Annotated in this window: 11 protein-coding genes; 3 read left to right on the plus strand and 8 right to left on the minus strand. The window is 53.0% G+C overall.

Going from position 1 to position 13822, the window contains the following annotated elements; genetic code table 11:
• The first annotated feature begins 14 nt into the window (after positions 1-14).
• On the plus strand, positions 15-2813 hold the full coding sequence (locus EUU25_RS03655) for a DUF3857 domain-containing protein (RefSeq protein ID WP_246162893.1): 2799 nt from the start codon (positions 15-17) through the stop codon (positions 2811-2813).
• Between the two features lies 1 nt (position 2814).
• On the opposite strand, the gene EUU25_RS03660 is transcribed toward EUU25_RS03655, so the two are convergent.
• Positions 2815-3441: a GNAT family N-acetyltransferase gene (locus tag EUU25_RS03660; protein WP_158898381.1), complete on the minus strand. Its 627-nt coding sequence runs from the start codon at positions 3439-3441 to the stop codon at positions 2815-2817.
• A 182-nt stretch (positions 3442-3623) separates the two neighbouring features.
• Here EUU25_RS03660 and EUU25_RS03665 point away from each other — a divergent pair, with 182 nt between their 5' ends.
• Positions 3624-4052: a hypothetical protein gene (locus tag EUU25_RS03665; RefSeq protein WP_158898383.1), complete on the plus strand. Its 429-nt coding sequence runs from the start codon at positions 3624-3626 to the stop codon at positions 4050-4052.
• A gap of 22 nt (positions 4053-4074) precedes the next feature.
• On the opposite strand, the gene EUU25_RS03670 is transcribed toward EUU25_RS03665, so the two are convergent.
• The 7 genes from EUU25_RS03670 to EUU25_RS03700 all read right to left on the minus strand — a co-directional run bounded on the left by EUU25_RS03670 (position 4075) and on the right by EUU25_RS03700 (position 12025).
• Positions 4075-5037 (minus strand): hypothetical protein, encoded by a 963-nt coding sequence (locus tag EUU25_RS03670; RefSeq protein WP_158898385.1) that lies wholly within the window; start codon positions 5035-5037, stop codon positions 4075-4077.
• Positions 5034-7835: a fimbria/pilus outer membrane usher protein gene (locus tag EUU25_RS03675; RefSeq protein ID WP_158898387.1), complete on the minus strand. Its 2802-nt coding sequence runs from the start codon at positions 7833-7835 to the stop codon at positions 5034-5036. The genes EUU25_RS03670 and EUU25_RS03675 overlap by 4 nt, the downstream gene beginning before the upstream one ends.
• Before the next feature lie 49 nt (positions 7836-7884).
• Positions 7885-8646 (minus strand): fimbria/pilus periplasmic chaperone, encoded by a 762-nt coding sequence (locus tag EUU25_RS03680; RefSeq protein WP_158898389.1) that lies wholly within the window; start codon positions 8644-8646, stop codon positions 7885-7887.
• Positions 8647-8738: 92 nt separating this feature from the next.
• Positions 8739-9392: a hypothetical protein gene (locus EUU25_RS03685; protein WP_158898391.1), complete on the minus strand. Its 654-nt coding sequence runs from the start codon at positions 9390-9392 to the stop codon at positions 8739-8741.
• A 121-nt stretch (positions 9393-9513) separates the two neighbouring features.
• Positions 9514-10119, minus strand: coding sequence for a hypothetical protein (locus tag EUU25_RS03690; RefSeq protein WP_158898393.1), 606 nt, complete (start codon positions 10117-10119; stop codon positions 9514-9516).
• 302 nt (positions 10120-10421) lie between these two features.
• Positions 10422-10655 carry a hypothetical protein gene (locus EUU25_RS03695; protein ID WP_158898395.1) on the minus strand — a complete coding sequence of 78 codons (234 nt, stop codon included), beginning with the start codon at positions 10653-10655 and terminating at the stop codon, positions 10422-10424.
• Positions 10652-12025 (minus strand): M28 family peptidase, encoded by a 1374-nt coding sequence (locus EUU25_RS03700; RefSeq protein ID WP_158898397.1) that lies wholly within the window; start codon positions 12023-12025, stop codon positions 10652-10654. The genes EUU25_RS03695 and EUU25_RS03700 overlap by 4 nt, the downstream gene beginning before the upstream one ends.
• Positions 12026-12140: 115 nt before the next feature.
• Here EUU25_RS03700 and ettA point away from each other — a divergent pair, with 115 nt between their 5' ends.
• On the plus strand, positions 12141-13820 hold the full coding sequence (gene ettA / locus EUU25_RS03705) for an energy-dependent translational throttle protein EttA (protein ID WP_158898399.1): 1680 nt from the start codon (positions 12141-12143) through the stop codon (positions 13818-13820).
• Positions 13821-13822: the final 2 nt, after the last annotated feature.

The raw sequence follows: 13822 nt of genomic DNA on the forward strand, positions 1-13822 counted from the left end.
TTTGGGGAGAATTTATGAACATTTGGCGCAGGGTGGCTTTTGGAGCGGTAGCTATAATTTCTGGTCCTGCAATAGCTGGCGATGTTCCCCTTTATGATACCGTTCCTTCATGGGTTACGTCCGTAAAATTGGCGCAAGGTCAAAAACAATCGGCAGCTGGCGGCCCGATATTACTTGATCTTCAGCAGCGTATCGAAGGACCCACAGTTTGGTCCTTTGTGGATATGGCAATGAGCCTCGATACGCCCGAGGCTCTATCGCAGAGTAACAACATAACTTTGCCTTGGAACCCGGATAAGGGCGATTTAATCGTTCACCAACTAACCATCATCCGTGGAACGGAAGAAATAGATGTTCTGGCCTCCGGACAGAAGTTCACAGTTTTACGCCGCGAACAGCAACTTGAGCGTCGGGAGTTAACTGGAATTTTAACGGCGACTATCGCTGTCGAAGGTTTACGTGTTGGCGATATATTACGTCTTCGCTTTTCCACGACGATGAAAGATAAGGCGTTAAATGGCCGAGCTCAGGTCATTCAAAGCCTGATTGCCGAACCGTTCGTCATTCCTTCTGCAGGTTACCGTCTTCTTTGGGGGGAGGGTGACAAGGTAAAATCCAAAATATTCGCCGAAAAAGTTCGTTCAAAGCGCGAGCGAAAAGGTACTTTTGAAGAGCTCGCAATCGAACTGCCGTTGCCTAAACAGAGCGACCTGCCATCCGACGCGCCGGGCCGTTTCAACAATCCGCAGATAATTGAGTCGTCGACTTTTGAGGATTGGGCCGATGTTTCAAAGGTAATGGCGCCTCTTTACGCGACAGATGGACTATTACCCCCAGGTTCAGCAGTTCTCGCCGAGGTTGAGGCCATAATGTCTGCAACCCAAGACCCTATGGTCCGAACTGCTAAAGCGCTTCAACTTGTTCAGGACAAGATCAGATATTTAGCGGTTGGCATGGACGGTGGAAACTATATCCCACAATCTCCTTCTAAGACGTGGGAAGTGCGCTACGGCGACTGCAAGGCAAAGACTCTGCTGTTATTAGCCATGCTGGACGTCATGAATATCGAAGCGGAACCTGTACTTGCCCATACGGTATTAGGCGATATTGTTCCGTTGCGCGTCCCAAGCGCGCTCGCATTCAACCACATCCTCGTGCGCGCTACAATCAACGGGGAATCGCTGTTTCTTGATGGAACCGGACTGGGTTCAAGGATCGAAGATGTTAGAGACACGCCTGCATTAGGGCATCTGCTGCCTCTACGTCTTGAAGGTGCGGAATTGATGAAGATGGATATCCGTGAACCTGCTCGGGCGACCATCGACCTCACTTTGGACGCAGACGAAAGCACCAGTGTTGATCTGCCTTCGGTTGCCGATGTTACCATGGTCGTGCGTGGCGAATTGGCAAACACGCTCACGCTCGCTTCTACGCAGTTAGCGGAGAAGGAAAAGCAAGCTTTTATCGATGAATTCCTACAGAGATTTGTTGGAGAGGCGCAATATGAAACGCTGTCTGCAACTGTGGATTCGGATCGAGGTACTGTCGTTTTAAAAGGCAAAGGTGTCTTTAATTCGGGCTGGGAAATGCAAGACCGTCGCTCTGAAAAGGTTTTTTCTCGTGCGCCGGATTTAATTGCTTTTGAACCTGATCGCGCTCGCCCTGCATGGGCTAACATTCCCGTGCTGACAGCGGGGCCTGAACTCCACCGTTTTCGGATGCGCATAAAACTTCCTGACGGCGGCCGAGGTTTCGTCATGGAAGGCGATGCGAATTTACAAACAGAAATAGGTGGCGTCGCAATTAAAAGGGCGGCGAATGTCGAAAATGGTATTCTCACAGTCGACGAGACATTTTCCTATCTAGGAAAGGAGATCCCAGCATCGCAGATTTCGACTGAGCGGGACCTGGTCACGACTACCCTTGCCCGTTCGCCGCGACTGATCGCGCCAGCTGATACGCGCCGAAGATGGGAATTAGAGGGCGCCAACTCGCTCTCCCAATTGAATAGCATCAAGGCCGTTTACAAGAAAACACGCGCAGACGCCGATGTAGACAACATATCTCCGCTCACGAGCAGTTGGTCGTTCTTGAACGGGATAGGCGACTATCGGGGTGCGTCAGAAATCTTGACGCAGCAAATTGCAATTTTACCGTCGGCCGACGCTTACCTGTCTCGCGCATCAGCGCGTTATGAACTTGGAGATGCCAAAGGAGCACTTAGCGACGCGCAAGAGGCACGAAAACTGGACCCTTCGTCATCGTCGGCGGTCGTGTCGGTCGCAACTTATACTGCAGAATTGGGGGAGTTGGACAAAGCGGTCGCTCTTTTGGATGAGCGCATCGCACTGGGTGGGAAAACCCGGGATGAATATCGGAGTTCAAAAGCCAGTTTGTTGGGTGAACATGGTAAAGTCGACGCCGCTTTGTCGGAACTGGATCGCCTAAATTTGGATAAGCCCGGTACGCCCTCTTTGCTCAACGAGCGCTGCTGGTTGAAGGGAACACAGAATATTGAGCTGCCTTCAGCATTGAAGGATTGCACGTCGGCGATAGAACTCAGCGAAAGCTCCACGACCATTTTGGACAGCCGCGCTCTCGTTTGGTTTCGAATGGGGCGCTACGAAGAAGCGCTTCAGGATTTGGACGCGGTGTTGCTACAGGCGCCCGGCTTTGCAGAAAGTCGCTTCCTTCGCTCAATCGTCTATGCACGATTGGGTAAGGCAAAAGAAGCTGCAGCGGATCTGGCGGTCGCGCGGCGCATGTCGCCCTCGGTAGAACGAAAATATGCGCGGTTTGGGCTGAAGCACTAAGTTAAGCGGGTTCCAACAGTGCAAAGGATGCAAGTATGTCCGCTACTCCGGCGGGTTGCGAGGCATCGTTGAGGGCTGTCAATGCATCTCGTATGTCGAGGTCATAATGGTAGACGCTATCAAGTGCATGTGTTCGTTTAGCTCCCAACGACAACATCAGTGTTGTTGCGGGTTTGTTTTCCGGAAGTATGTGAATTTCCAACGTCTGCATGCCCGCCTTTAAACTATGCGCGAGGACAGCCGCGATAAGCATGCGTGCAAGACCAAGCCCTTGATAGTCGTCGAGTACGGCAACGGCCAGTTCGGCACGGGAGCTAATCTCCGTTTCGCGTATCGCGTGTGCAGCACCCAAAGCGGGGCAGTGATTTCCCTCCATCAATAATGCGCCCCAGCCTATGTGGGTAAGGCCGTCGACAGCTCCTAAACGTCTGACGATGCCTTCGGGAGGCTCTCTAAACGTAGAAAAAAACCGCAAATAGCGTGCCTCGTCCGACATTTGGAGGATGCCATTACGGATTCTGCTTTGGTCGCTAGGGCGTATCGGACGCAGAATGACACGGCGGCCATCGGCGAGCCGAGTGACGATTTCTGCATTACTTCGAACTGGAAAATTGATGCTGGTAGCCATTTCGATGCCTCGGCCTTGTAGATGCAATATACATTGTTATGCTATGCAACCATGTCGGGGGCTAACATTTGGGGGCGGTCTTTGTTCCACGTCACTTTGGCACGTCACATTTTGAAACTGCCAAATTAACGCAATGTTTAGCCATCAGCACTAGCGACGGTTGAACCAGAAGGAGTGCAGGCGTGCGAAAATCAATGCTATTGCTCGGCACAATGTGCCTCGCTGCAACCGCAGTTGGGACTACTGTTCAGGCATCCAGTGAACGTGCAGGTTTCCGCCTTGCTGCAGTTGTGAATACGGTTTGTCGCCTTGAACTTCCCGGCGCCAGTGCCGGCACAAGTGGCCAGATTATCGATTTTGGTTCCTTTTACCAACTCTGCAACGCGCGTAACGGATATCGCGTTGTCATGCGTCATCCGGCCAATATGGAAGGGGCTACTCTTTTCTGGGACGGCCGTGCGGTTCCGATTTCGCAGGGTAATGAAACTGTCATTGCCGATGAAAACCATGCTGCGTCAAAATACAGCGATGTGCGTCTCGACATCCGCGGGGTAGACGTTCCAATCAGCAGCCTGTCGTTCCGCATCGACCCCAAGGGATCGGTTTACTAAAAACCTGAACGGGTTCCGGTATTCAGTTTTCCCGCCTTATGGCGCAATTAGCCGAAGCGACGCCGTCACGCGGTGTGAAAGTAAGCGTGACTGTATCCCTGTAATTCCCGGCGGGCAGGGACGTGATGGACGAACGGTTCAACCCGACTTCAAACTGGTTACCGATACCCATGGGGGCAGGGGTCATCGGGCACTGCAGCGTGTCACCAGGGCTCACCGCAACACCTGCATAGTTCATGGCGTAAACGATGCCTTGGGCTTCGGTCGCACGCCGTTTCAGCAATCCGCCATTTTCGCTTTCGAATTTAATCGCGAAGGGCAGGGTACTTAATGCCGTGATATTGATAGCCCGGTTTAACGTGGCCGATGCGGATCCGACATCACCAAAGTTGATTGTACCGCGGGTTTGCCCTGCGCTGCCGATATAGGCCGCGACATAGCGTGGCACCGTCAGGGAAAGTTCCACCGATGCAGGTTGTTCTTGCGTTGCCCCAATCTGCCGACCCTGGGAATCGAGGCACTGATATCGTACCGTCAGGTTTTCGCGATGAACACGGGCTGGGGCTTGTTGCCCTGCCGGCACGGACAGCCGAAACCGCGTCAGTTGGACGCCGGCGCGCTCGGCAAATTGAACCTGTGCGCCTGTGGTCGGTTGTGGTTGCTCATTGCCAACGACGAGCATTCGCCGCGTGTTATCTTCCAACCAACTAATGTCATAGACGGAAGGGCCGGTGGTGCCAATCTGTGGCCCGTTCATCTGTGGTGTGGTGTCGACGAGAAGAAAACGAACCCCGCTAATGCCATCTGCCAACCTGCGGATGCGCAGATCGAAGGTTTCAATGGTAGGGCTGGTTTCGAACGGCTGATAGGCTACCCGTGCCCCATTGCCGACCAATTCAAATTGCGCGCATTGTGTTTGTGCAAATGCCGGAGTGGTCACCAGCATGGCCGTGCCTGCCATCAAAGACATAATCACCGGTTTCATTGCGCGTCTCCTAATGTAACGTCGCCCAAGCGTACCACGCCAAGGCTCTTTGCCGGAATAACGATTTCGACAATGGTGGGTGGCTCGGTCGGCATTTCAATCCGCCAACGGCCCGGGCGCATTCCTGAAATGCCAAAGCGGCCCGTGCGGTTCGTGAATATGGTCAAGGTCCGTGGGTTGCTGACACCTATTTCGGTTGCTTTACCCGATAACAAGCTGACCGGTGCCGCATCAAGGCCGATCAATGTGCCTAGAGCGGTAACGGAATAATCCGACCCCGCCGTTACCAGATAGCCGCCACGATAAGGCGGAAGTATTTTGGCACTCGCGGTGCCCAGGTCATATCCAACCGGAGCTTCGGGTACATCATAGGTCAGGGTGCGGCGGATATAAGCGCCCAGATTGGGATCGACGGCGGGCCCGAATAGGCCTGATTTCGCAGTATAATGGTCGTCGCGTGGATCGATGATAACCTGCGCTCCATCGAGGGATTTATGCGTCGCGACCATAGCAAAGGAATCGTAAATCGGTCTCGAAAGGGCAAATTTCCCATCCGCAAAGGCAATTGCTGTCCCCAAGCGAAGTGAAGTACGTTGTGAATCTGTCCGGCGCCCGGTTAGTTCATATACGGTCGTATGGGTCAGTCCGAGTTCTGCACGGTTCGCGGTATAATTAAACCCGCCGTTAAAACCTACATCTTCCTGGCTCACGTCGAGATCGCCTGATGCCGTCCAGCTTCCGACACCTTCACCCCAAGCGGTCTGGTATCCAATGCGAGCCCGTTCGGTGCGCGTGTCGACTTCGGCAACACCGTTGGATCTCGGTCCCAATTTGACGGCCAAGGTGGCGCGAACGCCGAATTCGCTGCCGAAGATAGCGCGGCGTTCGTAGGTGCCATCGACAGTAAAGTTTAAGCGGGAATTGATCGTGTATCCGTAGGTGAGGCGCGTGCTGACTTCATTTCGGAAGGGGCCGCGTGCCACGCCATAATCACCGCTGAGCGATATGAATTGGGATTGCCCTATGGGCTGCGCATAGGATGCCGAAAGGTTCCATTTGATGCGATTGTCGACACCTGCAAATCCGGGATTTGCAAATTTCGCACTGCGATATTCGACGCCAGCTGCAATGGATCTCGGAGCCGCGTTGTACCCGCCAAAGCTTTTCTGCAAGCCGACATTGGCGGCAAAACCCGTCCCGATGCCATCCACATCACTCGCCGCGGCGTCGATGCCGATGATTCCGATGGCGCTGGCGATTACGGCCTCCACGCCTGCAGTGGCCCCGGACTTGTTGACATTGAAATTGCCGCCCAGAGTGACGGTTTCACTGATCCCGCGGCGATACCATCCGGACGCCGCAGGTTCGCTCGTTTGATAATCACGGGACGACCGGCGAAATGGGGCGAGTATCCCGGCTTGAAAAGAGAATTCGCTCAAACCTTCCGCAAGAAGGGTCCTATCGAAAAACTGCGAAAAGCTTATCCGCTGTGTCCCGCCGGCATCGTCCTGGATATTGAATTCGACGTTGTTCGTTCCTTGAACAAAGGGGAAGTCGCGAATGTTGTAAACACCGGGCTGCAACCTTACGCGGCGAATTAGCTGCCCATTGATCATGGCTTCCACTGTTGATGGCCGTGTCAGCGTAAACGACCGGTCACCACGTGGCTGAACGTTGCGAAGCGGATCGACAATTGAGTAGACGCGTGTTGCAGACAATCCGGCTATCTGCGGGCTGCCCGCAAATCCCCTGCCGCTTGTAATCAAGTCGCCCGCTGCAAAACGGACCAAATGTTGACGGTCATCGTAGACCAATCGGGTCCCTTCACGGGTGAAGAATTTCTGGGAATCTGAATCGAGCCGCAAGGTCGCTTCATTTTCGAGGACAACACCACGGTAACGGATAGCGCTGTCAATCAAACTGGTTGGCGACTGGAAGCCAGAATCGGTCCCGTTCCAGACATAATCGCCATAGCTACGGAAATTGATGTAACCGCTCAGAGTCGCCGGTTCCGAATATTGTCCGGTGGCTCCATCTTCGAAACGGCGCAAGGAGATGTCCTGGGCATCGCGCGCATCGGCCGGGATTTGCACGTTGAGGCTAATGGACGTGGGATCGTAATTGATGACGTATCCCAGACGACCAATTTGCGCGGAAAGCGCATAATCTAGTCCGGCGAGCTCAGTCTCTAGCACGCGCAGTTTTTCGGTCGAAATTACGGGGCGAACCGCTTCGATGAAAGATTTGGATTCAACCTTGATCATGTCGTCGGCTGTCAGAACGAACGATACTTCGTTCAAAATGAATGTTCCGGCCCGCAAAGGCGCCGACAGATTAATATCGCGGCCAGTGGGATTGAGGCGGAGTGCTGGCTGTTCGGCCAAATCGACAGGTTGCTTAGGTGCAAAACTGTATTGGACTGCAGCAGCTGGCGGCGATGTTTCGGCATCGTCCGCGAAAAACTGATATTCAGGCGCAGATGGGAGAGTTGCTGTTGCCGGAGGTTTGTGCGTGCCTTCTGGCGCTATTTTGGCCGCGACTGAAGAATGTATGCCAGCATTAACTGCCACGCCGGACGATAAATCTTCAAACGAAAGATATTTGGGTGGATTGGCAATTGCAGCCTGTAGAGGTGCGATGTTGGTGGTGATTTGACCAACATCCTGCGCCCCATCCAGATCGCCAAAAATGTCTGCATCAAAATCGGCCGCAAGAGCCTGCAAAAGCCCGGGGTTAGACAAGGCCAACGCTGCGCTACTTGCGCCTGACGAAGCTATTGCGGGGCTCGAAAATGACAAGCCCCCCATACCTAGGAGGATTATCGACGAAGTCCGCAGGTGCGTCGAATTAGCGTGTTGATGGTGTGAAATACGCCTCAACGCTGCCCCCTGATGCCGGTAACACTATTCCGGTCTGCATTTTCCGAACTTGCCCTGCACCCACCAGACCAAAACCGATTTCCTGGGATATCTGGTCACCAGTCATCGTCTTTCTGAAAATTTCTTTCCCGGTATCGTCTTTCTGAACAATGCGAAGGGAACCGTTGGAAAGATATCCATATGTGTCCGCATTGTTGTTGAGCACGAGCAATACTCGGGGTTTGCCATCACCACCGACATAGGATTCGGCATTGGAAACGGAGATATTTGGCCGTTTTCCCGCCATGCTGACTCCCGTCACAATCTGGAAATTATATAGCAGTTGTAGGGCAGATTCCCCCTCGGGAATTTTGACCGGCAATTGTGCGACCGTCACAAAATAGTGTCGGCTTTTTGCGAGATCCGGGTCGCCGACATATTGGATGCGGACAGCCTGAGTGCCGCCCGGCGCTATTTGAGCTTGTGGAGGAAAAACCAGCAAATCGTCGGTCGCTTTGCCCGTTCCGCGCACACCCTCGTCTGTATACTCGGCTTCTTGTGTCAAAACTTCGAGAATGACAGGCTTGGCATATTTGTTTTCGATAGTGACGACTTGGGACATACGCTGCCCTGATGTCTGCAAATCAATAACAACCGGTGAAACGGTCATCGCGTAAAGGGCGGTCGCTATGCTTGCACTGGTTGCAACCGCAAGAGCAGCGTAAACAGCTGTTTTAGGCCGGAACGGCATTTTAGATAAGTCCCCACTTTTTTGTCCTTCGGGTAGGACAAAAAGAATCCCGGAGGCAGAAAATGCCGCCCCCGGGTGTCTCTATCCATTTTTTATACGCCGGGTGTCAACTCGATGGTTAACGTGCTGATATATTGACCTGCGATCAAGCGGTTTGCATCGGCGGTAAAATTGCCGCGCGCAGCCGTGCTGTTGCCATTGGTGACGGCTTCAGAGTTCAGCTCTGCGGAGAAAACAACCTGCGCTCCGGTACCAGTTGCACCAAAACGACCAACGGTAATGCCTGCACCCGAACCTACACCTGGACCATTACCCTGACCATCGGAAGTGCCTTCGGTGGGGGTGAAGCCATCCGAACGGACGGCGCCAGCAATGTTCATGTTCACATCGTAAACGACCGCGCGGTTAAAGCCGTCAGTACCCTTAACGCCGCCGTCGGTCACAAATGCGGTACGGTACATTTGCAATGTGTTCTTTGCGCCGGTGCACCATGCGGTGACATTAGCTTGATTCATTTTGTTGGCTACCGAGCTCGAAACAGTTGCCAGTGCGAAACCTTCGTCGTTTGAAAGCGCGTTGGTATCCAGATTAAGCGTATAGGTTGTCGCCTCCAGATTGCACTTTGCGGGGTTCGTAGCGTTGATTGTAAAAATTTCGGTGTCGGTGCTGCGGTTGTCGCCATCGGCAAATGCCGGGGTCGAAGTGATTGCAGCGAAAGTTGCTGCGGCTACAAGATATTTTTTCATCAGCTTGTTCCTTTGTACTCAAAACCTGTCTGATTTTGGGGGAGATCAGACCCTCTCCTTGCCCCATCGCTTTCCTCTCCAGTGAAAAGCAGTTCGGAATTGCTTTAGATGTGGTGCATCGTCATGTGCTCGGCGCCACAATAATCGTCAGAATTTCTTGATAGGCGCCCGCAGCAAGTCGGACGGCATCGCTCTCTTCACCTTGCCATGTCACGGTAAGTTCGCCCTCACGTCCGATGGCCGTGGTGTTGCGTCCTGAAAAAAGTCCCGAACCGGGTTCCGACCCGTAAAAACGGCAGTTGGTGTTGGCCGAGGTCAACGTCGACGATGCGCATTCGCCTGCAGCGACCAAGCCTGTTTGATCAGTATTGAATTGAAGCCCGGCAACATAATTTTTGCGATACGCAAATCCCGCTGTTCCGGCGCTCTGGCTATTCGTGCCTACGAGTTGCAGCGCACCATTTTGCGCTGCCACACCGATTTTGAAGGGTGTGTTGCAATCAAGTCCGAAACGGAATGCAATTCGCGTTGGTTCGTCGATACGGCCGCTGTCGTTGGAATTTGAGCCGAGTGCCGATATTCCACAGCGTTGGCTAATCGATGCCTCGATGTCGATATGTAGCGTATTCCCGGAAGGAGCCTTCGCCTGAACATTTTCAGGAATGGCCGCACATACAACGCTGAAGAGCGCGCATGCCGCAAATAGTCTGTTCCCTGAAATTCGCACAAAACACCGCCCATTATTTTCTTTTCAGTCACCGCTCCGACATTCGGGGGGACTTTTCAGTGGTTTGCGACCCTCAGGTATCCGAAGTTTTCAAGACCCGAATCGACTGATTAATTTTGTGTAAACTTGCGCAAAAACTGTGTCGAAATAATTGATGGTTAAGAGATGTAACGTTTTACATCATATTGATATTAAACAAATATATCGGATTTCCAACTTTTGGTCGATTAACCATCGTTGTAAACTAATCAACGATAGAATGGAGAAATATCGCGTGACGAAGATGGTGTTTTGCTTCGGCGTTATTGTGCAGGGGGCGTCGCTGCCGCATCAATCTCGGCTTTCGCGTCCGCCTCGATCAACTTCGTTGCCTGCTCTGCCGCCTCTTCAATGGATTGGCGCTTTTCCTTCACTGCTTCCTGCGTCGCTTCATTCGCCAACACGACGCTAGCTTCTTCGGCTGTTTTGCGATTTGGTTCCTCCGTACAGGCTGACAAGGCCAGGCAAGGAAGAGTCAAAGCAATCCAAGTCTTCATGGCTTTAGTTGACCTTCGTAGTTCGCAACGATTGCGAGGGTCGAAACCCATGCGGCAACATTCTGCCGCATTTCAGCCTTGTCAATTTTGTCCAAGGTATCGTCCGGGGTGTGATGGAGATCGAAATATTTCGTGCCATCCTGTTGAAGATCAATAATGCCGAGTTTTTGGGCGGCGATTATCGCACCAATATCTGCTCCGCCACTGGCAGGTGTCTTGCGGGGAACCACACCCAGGGGCGCTAGCGCAGCGATGATTTTGGCTTTCTGTTCACTCGCACTTTCGGGAAGCGTGAAGTCGACGGCCCAGACTTTGCCGGCACCAAAATCGGATTCCATCGCCAGCGCGTGAGGCTCGGCTGCATGTTTTGAACCATAGTCCTTGCCGCCCCAAATGCCGACTTCTTCTGCACCGGCCCATAACAAACGGACGGTGCGCTTGGGTTGACCCAGCGTCTTTAGATGTTTCGCGGCGGCGGCGATGATTCCGCAGCCCGCCGCATCGTCAATTGCGCCGGTCCCTAGATCCCAACTGTCGAGGTGACATGCGATGACAATGATGGGCAGTTGTGGATTTGACCCTTTAACTTCGGCCAGTACATTGCCTGACACGTGCATGCCTACATTTTTGGGCGTCAGCTTCAATTTCATGACCACAGGCTTGCCGCGTTTTAGCATTCGCTCCAGATTTTCAGCGTCGGGTATCGAGAGCGCTCCGGCAGGAATGGGGGTAACGCCTGCATCAAAATTGGTGTTCCCAGTATGTGGATTGCGATGATAATCGGTACCGGCCGAGCGGATGACGATCGCAGCCGCCCCTTTTTTGGCGGCTATATTGGGGCCAACAAAGCGCGCCGGACCAAAGGCGCCGTAGCTACTGCCATCTTGCGTGCGCATCATCGAATGGCTGACAAAAGCGATCTTGCCTTTCAAACTGCCGTCGGGCGCTGAGCGAAGATCTTCCAGAGTCGGAAAATACACGATTTCCGCTTCCAGCCCTTTGTCACCGGTACTTCCGCTATTGCCTAGTGCGGTTACCGCAAGTTTCTGAGTGAAAGGCGCTACAATTTCCGCCGTTTCTTCACCGCGCACCCATGTTGGCATTTGATATTCTTCAATACGCACATTGTCGAAGCCCAGCGACTTCAATTTTGCCACAGACCAAGCGCGTGCCCGTGCCTCAGCCTCGGTACCACCCTGACGAGGCCCGATCTCTGTGGTCAGGCCCTCCACGATGTCATAGGCGATTTCGTCCGAATTAAGTGCGGTAGAACGCACATCTTCAAGGGTTGGTGCCGCAAGAAGCGGTGTGAAAGCGGTTGAAACAAGCAGCAATGAAGCCACGGCGGACGATTTGTGCAAGAAGTTCATGCAATGCAGGCATAATCAGCTTCCACAGTTTTGCAATCCCGCCTTGCGAGGACCGGGCCAGATAGCTAGGGATGCGGCCAAATCAAAGATAATCCCAGACAGGAAAGTTACCAAAATGGCAGCGCAATACAGCTTCGTAATGAAGGGAATGACCAAAACCTTCCCCGGTGCGAACAAGCCCGTCCTTAACAACATCAATTTGCAATTTTACCCCGACGCCAAAATCGGCATCGTGGGGCCGAACGGCACCGGTAAGTCGACTTTGATGAAAATCATGGCCGGTATGGATACAGAATTTACAGGCGAAGCATGGCCCGGAGAACATATCCGTGTTGGCTATCTTGCGCAGGAACCGGAACTGGATCCAACCAAGACCGTCAAAGAAAATGTCATGGACGGCGTGCGTCCCATCGCCGATCTTGTAGATCGGTTTAACGAAATTTCGATGCTGATGGGCGATCCACCTGCGGATGCCGATTTTGACGCATTGATGGAGGAAATGGGCACGTTGCAGGAAAAGATCGACGCCGTCGATGGCTGGAGCCTCGACAGCCAGCTTGAACTCGCGATGGACGCACTGCGGTGTCCGCCTGCAGACAGCCCCGTCACCAATTTGTCAGGCGGTGAAAAACGCCGGATTGCTTTGACGCGTCTGCTTCTGGAAAAGCCCGACATTTTGCTACTCGACGAACCGACCAACCACCTTGATGCCGAGTCCGTCGCTTGGCTAGAAAAGCATCTGGTGGATTACAAAGGTAATGTCATTCTCGTTACCCATGACCGTTACTTCCTCGACAATGTGGTCAGTTGGATCCTTGAACTCGATCGTGGTCGTTATTTTGTCTATGAAGGCAATTATTCGACCTATCTCGAAAAGAAGGCCAAGCGACTTGAGCAGGAATCGCGCGAAGACGCGGGCCGTCAAAAGGCAATCAAGGACGAGTTGGAGTGGATCCGACAAAGCCCCAAGGCACGACAGACCAAGTCAAAGGCACGTATCAAGTCTTTCGACCAGCTCGTCGAAGCGCAGGAGAACCGTGCGCCTGGCAAAGCACAGATCGTCATCCAAACGCCCGAGCGCCTTGGCAGCAAGGTAATCGAGGTTAAAAATGTAACCAAAGCCTATGGCGATAAATTGCTGTTTGAAAACCTGTCCTTCACGATCCCGCAGGGTGGCATTGTGGGCGTAATTGGTCCGAACGGCGCCGGAAAGTCGACGCTCTTCCGCCTGATCACGGGACAAGAAACACCAGATAGCGGCGAAGTGGAAATTGGTGAGACCGTCAAGCTCGGTTTCGTTGACCAAAGCCGTGACGATCTCGATCCGAACAAAAATGTTTGGGAAGAAATTTCAGGCGGTGCCGACTTTATGAAGCTTGGGAAACATGAAACCCCAACCCGTGCCTATGTCGGAGCGTTTAACTTTAAAGGGACGGATCAACAGAAAAAGGTCGGCCTCCTTTCCGGGGGTGAACGTAACCGCGTCCATATGGCGAAGATGCTCAAGGAAGGTGGAAACGTTTTGCTGCTTGACGAACCGACCAACGATCTTGATGTGGAAACGCTCTCGGCGTTGGAAGAAGCTCTTGAGAGCTTTGCTGGGTGTGCGGTTGTCATAAGCCATGACCGTTTCTTCCTCGATCGTCTGGCAACACACATTCTGGCGTTTGAAGGCGACAGCCATGTGGAATGGTTCGAGGGTAACTTTGAATCTTACGAGGAAGACAAGATTGCACGCCTCGGAGACGAGGCAACACGCCCGCACCGTGCAACTTATAAGAAGATGACACGTTAAAC

The organism is Sphingorhabdus lacus, from assembly GCF_009768975.1.
In the GTDB taxonomy this organism is placed as follows: Bacteria; Pseudomonadota; Alphaproteobacteria; order Sphingomonadales; family Sphingomonadaceae; genus Sphingorhabdus_B; species Sphingorhabdus_B lacus.

Excerpts from the sequence above, each read along its gene's own strand:
- EUU25_RS03655 (WP_246162893.1), top strand. The coding sequence starts at position 15 with ATGAACATTTGGCGCAGGGTGGCTTTTGGAGCGGTAGCTATAATTTCT.
- EUU25_RS03670 (WP_158898385.1), bottom strand. The coding sequence starts at position 5,037 with ATGAAACCGGTGATTATGTCTTTGATGGCAGGCACGGCCATGCTGGTG.
- ettA (WP_158898399.1), top strand. The coding sequence starts at position 12,141 with ATGGCAGCGCAATACAGCTTCGTAATGAAGGGAATGACCAAAACCTTC.
- EUU25_RS03700 (WP_158898397.1), bottom strand. The coding sequence starts at position 12,025 with ATGAACTTCTTGCACAAATCGTCCGCCGTGGCTTCATTGCTGCTTGTT.
- EUU25_RS03680 (WP_158898389.1), bottom strand. The coding sequence starts at position 8,646 with ATGCCGTTCCGGCCTAAAACAGCTGTTTACGCTGCTCTTGCGGTTGCA.
- EUU25_RS03660 (WP_158898381.1), bottom strand. The coding sequence starts at position 3,441 with ATGGCTACCAGCATCAATTTTCCAGTTCGAAGTAATGCAGAAATCGTC.
- EUU25_RS03685 (WP_158898391.1), bottom strand. The coding sequence starts at position 9,392 with ATGAAAAAATATCTTGTAGCCGCAGCAACTTTCGCTGCAATCACTTCG.
- EUU25_RS03695 (WP_158898395.1), bottom strand. The coding sequence starts at position 10,655 with ATGAAGACTTGGATTGCTTTGACTCTTCCTTGCCTGGCCTTGTCAGCC.